6 protein-coding genes are annotated in these 7,584 nt (G+C 72.8%); all 6 read right to left on the bottom strand.

Annotated features, from left to right (window positions below; genetic code table 11):
- Window positions 1-24: 24 nt before the first annotated feature.
- A complete protein-coding gene (locus IZR01_RS46665) occupies window positions 25-924 on the bottom strand; it encodes a LysR family transcriptional regulator (RefSeq protein WP_194927589.1) in 900 nt (299 codons plus the stop codon).
- A gap of 89 nt (window positions 925-1,013) precedes the next feature.
- A complete protein-coding gene (locus IZR01_RS46660; RefSeq protein WP_194927588.1) occupies window positions 1,014-1,808 on the bottom strand; it encodes an SDR family oxidoreductase in 795 nt (264 codons plus the stop codon).
- Between the two features lie 200 nt (window positions 1,809-2,008).
- Window positions 2,009-2,629: an NUDIX domain-containing protein gene (locus IZR01_RS46655; protein ID WP_194927587.1), complete on the bottom strand. Its 621-nt coding sequence runs from the start codon at window positions 2,627-2,629 to the stop codon at window positions 2,009-2,011.
- 192 nt (window positions 2,630-2,821) lie between these two features.
- The gene (pyrG, locus tag IZR01_RS46650; protein ID WP_194899184.1) at window positions 2,822-4,513 is read right to left on the bottom strand and encodes a CTP synthase; all 1,692 of its coding nucleotides are present in this window, start codon (window positions 4,511-4,513) and stop codon (window positions 2,822-2,824) included.
- 202 nt (window positions 4,514-4,715) lie between these two features.
- On the bottom strand, window positions 4,716-5,786 hold the full coding sequence (locus IZR01_RS46645; protein WP_194927586.1) for a glycosyltransferase: 1,071 nt from the start codon (window positions 5,784-5,786) through the stop codon (window positions 4,716-4,718).
- A gap of 7 nt (window positions 5,787-5,793) precedes the next feature.
- Window positions 5,794-7,584, bottom strand: a 1,791-nt coding sequence (murJ, locus tag IZR01_RS46640; protein ID WP_194927585.1) for a murein biosynthesis integral membrane protein MurJ, incomplete at its 5' end; no start/stop codon positions are given.

Here is a 7,584-nt window from a genome sequence, read left to right as displayed (position 1 = left end):
CTCAGCCCCTCACCCCTCAGCCCGCTAACCAGGCACACTCCCCCGCGCCGCACCCACCAGCCGATCCACCCACTCCCGAGGCGCGGCGTCCGTCCAAGCCACCGCCAGCTCCACCGGCTCCAGATCGACCACCGGCACCAACGCCACGCCCGGGCACACCGCCCACTCGGCCATGGCGATCGGCGCGAACCACACGCCGTGCCCGCGCCGCACCTGCGCCAGACAGTCCTCCAGCGTCTGCACCACCGGCCCGCGCACCGCCGGGCGGCCGTCCGGGCGCGGGTCCGCGATCCGGTGCGCCTGCACCGCCGGGGAGCCGAAGGCATCCACGATCACCACCGGATCCTCGGCCAGCTCGGCCACGGTCACCGACGCTGAGCCCGCCAGCCGGTGCCCCTCGGCGAGCAGCACGGCCCGGGCGTCGTGCCGGAACGTCGCGGTGCGCAGGTCCGGGTCCCCGGTCGGCAGCCACAACAGGGCCGCGTCCGAGGCGCCGGCGTGCAGCTCGGCCATCGCCTCGACCGGCCGCAGGACCGTGCGGACCTCGACGTCGAAGCCCGGGTGGTCGGCCTCGATCACGGCGGCCAGCCGGATGGCCAGCTGCGTGGTCGGGTGCGAGGCCGCGGCCACCCGCAGCCGGCCGACCCGGCCCGCCGCCGCGGCGTGCACCGCGGCGCACAGGGCGTCGGCGTCGGCCATCAGGGGGCGGCCGCTGCTGGTCAGCTGCTCACCGGCGGCCGTCAGCGTCACCCCGCGCGAGGTCCGGACCAGCAGCGTGACGCCGAGCGCGCGCTCCAGGTTCTGGATCTGCTGCGACAGGGTCTGCTGAGTGACGTGCAGACGCGCCGCCGCCCGGGTGATGCTCGACTCCTGCGCGACTACCAGGAACGACCGCAGGCTGCGCAGGCTGATGTCGTCGATCACACGCCGACGATAGCTGTCGGCGGGTGATGGACGGCGGGCCGGTCAGAACATCGCGCCGATCGACAGCGGGCCGGTGGACAGCAGCCCGGTCAGAACATCGCGCCGTTGGCCCGCACCGTCTGCCCCGACACCCAGCCCGCCTCGGCGCTGAGCAGCCAGCCGACCACCGGTGCGACGTCCGACGGCTGGCCCAACCGCCCACGTGGGCTGTGATTGGCCGCCGCGGCCATCGACTCCAGGGTCTCCGCGTGCTGATAGAAGTCGTCGTCGATCGGGCCGGGAGCCACCGCGTTCACGGTGATGCCGCGCGCGCCGAGTTCCTTGGCGGCGGCCAGGACCATCCGCTCCACGGCCGCCTTCGAGCCCGAGTACAGGCCGTAAGGCCCGGTCATGATGGACGTCAGCGTGGTCGAGAGCACCACATAGCGGCCGTCGTCGGCGATGTGCCGGGCGGTGGCGCGCAGGGTGTTGAACGCCGAGCGGGTGTTGAGGTCGATCAGGTGGTCGAAGTCCGCGTCGGTGAAGTCCGCCAGCGGCTTCTTCAGCACCGCGCCGGGCGTGTGGACGACGATGTCCAGCTTGCCGTGCCGGGCCACGACGCCTTCGAACAGCGCGTTCACGTCGTCCGACCGGCGCGCGTCGGACCGTATCGCCTCGGCGGTGACGCCGTGCTTCTCCAGCGCGAGCAGAGTCTGCTGCGCGGCCGCGTCGTCGTTGGCGTAGGTGATGACGGTGGTCGCGCCGCGGGCGGCGATGTTCTCGGCGAAGGCCGCGCCCTGGTTGCGGCCGCCGCCGATGACGAGGGCGACCTTGCCCTGGAGGTCCCGCTGCGGTTGCGCCTTCGCCGTGTTCGCTGTCCCCGCGTTCGTTGTCCCCGTATCCATCGTCCCCGTGTCAGCCATCACTGTTCCCTTCCATCGGTATCAGGGCTCGTGGTCCGAGCGCCGTGATCGATGGTGGCAGCGGGCGGGGGCGGGGCGGAAACAGAATGTCCCGGTGGCCGCCACAAGGAAATCCTGTGGCGGCGAGGCACTGGTCAAGCCCCTGATAAGGCTTGATTGGGCTTGATTGGGCTTGATAAAAGCTAGTACGGCCGCTGCGGCCAAGGCGCATCGGCCGGCCGCAGATCGTCCAGGGCGTTGGTGGTGATGACCGTGGTCAGCGCCAGCACACCGGCCACGGTGAGCGGATTGTGCAGCTCCCCGGCCAGGATCAGCTTGGTCACCTCGGTCCGGTCGGCCCACACCGCGGACATGTCGGCTTCCTCGTGCTCCCGCGCGAACTGCTCGGCGTCCGCCTCCCGCACGCCGCGCGCGAGGTAGACGCGGATCGCCTCGTCGGAGCCGCCGGGGGTGGTGAACAGGTCGACCAGCACGCGCCAGTCGTCGGCCTGCTGGTGCGTCTCTTCGTAGAGCTCGCGCTTGGCGCCTTCCAGCGGGTTCTCGCCGGGGTGGTCGAGCAGACCGGCGGGCAGCTCCCACAGCCGCCAGCCCACCGGGTGCCGGTACTGGCGCACCAGCAGCACCCGGTCCGCCTCGTCCAGGGCCACGACCCCGACCGCGCCGGGGTGCACCACGTAGTCGCGCTCGGCGACCTTGCCGTCCACCATCTTCACGGTGTCGGTCCGGACGGAGATCACATGCCCGCGGAACTTCTCCTCCGAGGCCAGCACCGGCCACTTCTCCGGCTCGTCGCGGATCTCCATCACGCTCCCTGGCTTTCCCTTGGCGGACACCGGTGATCGGCGGACACCGATGATCCCGTTGGCGGACACCGATGATCGCCAGCCTATCGCGACGGGTCGGTCACGGCTGCGGCGCACATGGAAGCGCCCCGGCGCGAACGCCGGGGCGCAGAGCCCTAACAGCCCCTGAGAGCCCTACCGAACCGGTGCGGATCAGGCCCCGGCGGCACCGGCCTCAGCCAGCGGCTCACCGGCCGCGCCGGCCGCGGCCACCCCCTTCGAGCGCTCGACCGCGGCCGCGATCAGGCCCGAGAACAGCGGGTGCGGACGGGTCGGGCGCGAGCGCAGCTCGGGATGGGCCTGCGTGCCCACCAGGAACGGGTGCTGCTCGCGCGGGAGCTCGACGAACTCCACCAGCCGGCCGTCCGGCGAGGTGCCGGAGAACACCAGGCCGGCCTCCTCCAGGCGGGGGCGGTAGGCGTTGTTCACCTCGTAGCGGTGCCGGTGCCGCTCCTCGACGTACGGCTCGCCGGCGTACAGCTCGCGCACGATCGTGCCCTCGGCCAGCTTGGCCGGATACAGCCCCAGCCGCATGGTGCCGCCCAGGTCACCCTGGCCGGCCACGATGTCGCGCTGGTCGGCCATGGTGGAGATGACCGGGTCCGGGGTGGCCTCGTCGAACTCCGCGGAGTTGGCCGCGGCGATGCCGGCCAGGTGGCGCGCGCCCTCGATCACGATGCACTGTAGGCCCAGACACAGGCCGAGCAGCGGGATCTTGTTCTCCCGGGCGAACTTGACGGTGTTCACCTTGCCCTCGATGCCGCGCACCCCGAAGCCGCCGGGCACGCAGATCGCGTCCACGCCGGTCAGGTGCTTGGCCGCGCCCTCGTCGGTGGCGCACTCGTCGGAGGGGACCCAGCGGATGTTCACCCGCGCGGAGTTGGCGAAGCCGCCGGCCCGCAGCGCCTCGGTCACCGACAGGTAGGCGTCCGGCAGGTCGATGTACTTGCCGACCAGGGCCACGGTGACGTCGTGGTCCGGCTCGTGCACCCGGCGCAGCAGGTCGTCCCACTGGGTCCAGTCCACGTCGCGGAAGGGCAGGTCCAGGCGGCGCACCACGTAGGCGTCCAGGCCCTCGGTGTGCAGGACCTTGGGGATGTCGTAGATGGACGGGGCGTCCACGGCCGCGGTCACGGCCTCCTCGTCCACGTCGCACATCAGCGAGATCTTGCGCTTGATGGCCTGGCTGATCGGCCGGTCGGCGCGGCAGACGATGGCGTCGGGCTGGATGCCGATGCTGCGCAGCGAGGCCACCGAGTGCTGGGTCGGCTTGGTCTTCATCTCCCCGGACGGGCCGATGTAGGGGACCAGGGAGACGTGCAGGAAGAACACGTTGTCCCGGCCGACCTCGTGCCGGAGTTGGCGCGCGGCCTCCAGGAACGGCAGCGACTCGATGTCGCCGACGGTCCCGCCGACCTCGGTGATGACGATGTCGACGTCGTCACCGCCCATCCGCCGGATCCGGGACTTGATCTCGTTGGTGATGTGCGGGATCACCTGGACCGTGTCGCCGAGGTACTCCCCGCGCCGCTCCTTGGCGATCACCGCGGAGTACACCTGGCCGGTGGTGACGTTGGCCGAGCCGCGCAGCTCGGTGTCCAGGAACCGCTCGTAGTGGCCGACGTCCAGGTCGGTCTCGGCGCCGTCGTCGGTGACGAACACCTCACCGTGCTGGAACGGGTTCATCGTGCCGGGGTCGACGTTCAGGTAGGGGTCGAGCTTCTGCATCGTGACCCGCAGACCCCGGGCCTTGAGCAGGGCGCCGAGCGAGGAGGCGGTGAGGCCCTTGCCCAGTGAGGAGGCGACGCCCCCGGTTACGAACAGGTGTTTCGTCTGGTGTGCCAAAGGGGGGCTCCCGCGGATCGCTAGCTACTAAAGAGGGCACTGCTCGAAAAGAGCGGTGGGCGATGGGGTGCCGGAGAGGGCGTCGTCCGTGTCGGGGCGGCGAAGCCGGAACCTGTCATCCACGGGAGACCAGGATATCAGCAGTTGCGGGGCTTGAGGCTCACGGGTCGATCATGTCGGACAGATGTCGGCAACGCCCCGTTCATGATCGGTTCGTCGGGCCCGGGGAATAGGCGGCGAGGACCGCGGCGAGTTCGTCCTCCGGGCCGGGCCACAAGGCGTCCCAGCCTGCGGTCGGGGCGGCCGGGGCTTCGAGGAGGGCGCGCGCCAGGGCCTCGGGATCTCCGGCCGGAATCAGCGGGAGGCGGCCGGCGGTCACTTCGGCGACGCCGCCGACATCGGTCGCGATGACCCGCGGCACGCCGGCGCGCAGAGCTTCCTGCAACGCCAGCGGCCGCGCTTCCCAGGCGCTGCACATCACGAAGGTGTCGACCGCGCGCAGCAGGTCGGCGACGTCGGTGCGATGGCCGAGCAGGGCGACCGGGAGGGCGTGGGCGTCGATGACCGCTTGCAGCGCTGTCCGCTGCGGACCCTCGCCCGCGATGACGACCGGCGGGGCGGCGCCGTGGCGCTCCTGCACGAGTATCAAAGCCTTGAGAAGGGTGTCGTAGTCCTTCTGCGGGGCCAGCCGGCCGACGGCCAGGGCGATGCGTTGCTGATCGGGCTGTTGATCGGGTGGCTGATCGGGCTGTTGATCGGGCTGTTGATCGGGTGGCTGGTCGCGTGGTTGATCGCGTGGCTGATCGTCAGGGGCCAGGCCGAGTGCGCTCTTCAGCTCCGCTCGGACCTCGGCGGCGGGCCGGGTCGGTGCGGGCAGCGGCGGGGCGACGACCGGCGCGAACTGAGCGTTGTGCGCACCGTGGCCGATCGCCGACTCCAGGAGTTCGTGGGAGGCGGCCAGGACCGCGTCGGCGCGTTGGGCGATCAGCCGCAGCAGGACTTCCCCGGCCCGGCCCGAGGGCGCGTTGTGGAGGGTGACGACGGTGCGCTTGCGGGTCGCCAGGCAGGCGGCGGCGCCGACGCGCAGGCCGTGGGCGTGGACGACGTCGGCGCGCGACTGGCGGGCGGCGTGGCGGATCGCGGGGATCGCACCGGGGCCGGTGGCGATCAGGGTGCGGACGTCGTGGCCGGCTTCGCGCAGGGCGCGGGTGAGGCTGTCCACGTGGACGCCGATGCCGCCGGTGCTTTCCGGGCGGACCAGGAGGATTCTCATGGGGCGATCACCGCGCGGGCCGCCGTCCGCGCCGGTTGTCGACCGTGGCGCGCAGCCACTTGCCGCACTCGGTGTCCGGGAGCAGTCGCCTGGCCGCGACGATCGTGGTGCCGACGAACACCGCGATCGTCAGCAGCGCCGTCGCCGCGCCGATCAGCATCGCGCGCAGCGGGCCGGTCGCGCCGGGCAGGTCGGCCAGCAGCATGCCGACCGGGGTGGCCACGGCCGCCGCGATCGCCGCCACCAGCCCCGCGCGGCCGACGCCGGTCAGCGCGGCGCGTCCGATGCCGCGGCGGACGGCCGTGAGCAGTGCCGCGCCGGCCACCGACATGCCCAGGACGTTGCCCAGGCCCAGGGCGATCACCGCGTCCTCGCCGGGGAACAGCGAGACCAGCGTGAGGTCGGCGGCCAGGACCGTGAACCAGCCCGCACAGACCGAGACGGCGGCGGCGCGGCCGCGGCCCGCGGCGTAGAGGGCCCGGCTGAGGTGGGCCAGCAGGCCGTAGCCGATCAGGCCGGGGGCGAAGGCGGTCAGGCCCTGGCCCATCATCTCCACGGTGACGCCGCCGCCGGTGCCGTGCCGCGCGGTCAGGAACAGCCGGGCGGTCGGCCACGCGGCGGCGGCCAGGACCGAGGCGCCGGCCGCCGAGAAGATCACCACGGCCTGGGTGGTGGCCGCGACGCCGTGCGCGTAGCCGGGGCGGTCGCCCGCGGCCCACTTCGCCGACAGGTCGGTGAAGGCGCTGGTCGCGACCGGGACGGCGAGGACCGCGTAGGGCAATGAGTAGACGGCCCAGACCAGGTTGAAGACGGTGAGGGTGCCGGTCGAGGCGTGGCCGGCGTTGGACAGCAGGACGATGGCCAGGACCGCGAGCTGCTGGGCGATCAGGGTCGCGACGCCGGCGACGCCGAGGGAGCGGGCCTTGCGGGCCACACCGTCGGGGAAGCGGAAGGTCGGCTTCAGGGCGAGCTTGGCTCTTCGGACCGCCGGAAGCAGCGACAGGACCAGGATCAGGACGCCCGCGGACGTGCCGAGGGCCAGGACCAGCTCGGGCGCGTGGTGCAGGTTGCGCAGGTGGGCGCCGCGGCCGCGGTCGAGGAAGGCGAAGACCGTGTAGGAGCCGATGACGACCAGGCTGGACATCAGCGGGGCCAGCGCCGGGGCCAGGAAGCGGCGGTCGGCTTGCAATGTCGCGCCCAGGACGACGGCCGCGCCGTAGAGCGGGATCTGCGGCAGGAAGAAGACCAGGAAGCGGCTGATCTGGTCGGTGTAGACCTGGGCGGCGTGGTCGGAGCCGTGGCCGCCGGCCAGGATGTGGCCCATCGGCCCGGCCAGCAGGACGCCGGTCGCGGACAACGGGATCAGGACGGCGAGCGTCCAGGTCAGCAGGGCCGAGACGATCCGCGAGGCCCGGGCCCGGTCGGCGGGGCCGTCGCCGCCGCCGGTGAGCGGCCCGGCCAGCAGCGGCACGGCCACCCCGGCCAGCGCGCCGCCCGCGGTGATCTCGAAGACGATGTTCGGGAGCTGGTTCGCGGAGTTGTAGGCGTCGGCCAGGGCGCCGGCGCCGACGGTGTGCGAGAAGACCAGCCAGCGGCCGAAGCCGACGACGCGGGAGGCGACGGTCGCCACCGCGATGAGGATGGCGGCGCTGGCGAGGGAGGAGGCGGCGGCCCTGGCGGTGCCGGCGGCGCTGGCGGCGGCCGTGGCGGCGGTGCCCTGGGCCGGGCGGCCGCGACGGAGGCGGGGGCGCGGGCGAAGGCGCGGGCCGGGGAGTTCGGCTACTGCCAGGTACTGGTG

The organism is Catenulispora pinisilvae (genome assembly GCF_015356865.1).
Taxonomy (GTDB): Bacteria; Actinomycetota; Actinomycetes; order Streptomycetales; family Catenulisporaceae; genus Catenulispora; species Catenulispora pinisilvae.
Note: the sequence above shows the minus strand (reverse complement) of the source record. Positions and strands in the feature narration are given on the sequence as shown.

Excerpts from the sequence above, each read along its gene's own strand:
- IZR01_RS46660 (WP_194927588.1), bottom strand. The coding sequence starts at position 1,808 with ATGGATACGGGGACAACGAACGCGGGGACAGCGAACACGGCGAAGGCG.
- IZR01_RS46655 (WP_194927587.1), bottom strand. The coding sequence starts at position 2,629 with ATGGAGATCCGCGACGAGCCGGAGAAGTGGCCGGTGCTGGCCTCGGAG.
- IZR01_RS46645 (WP_194927586.1), bottom strand. The coding sequence starts at position 5,786 with ATGAGAATCCTCCTGGTCCGCCCGGAAAGCACCGGCGGCATCGGCGTC.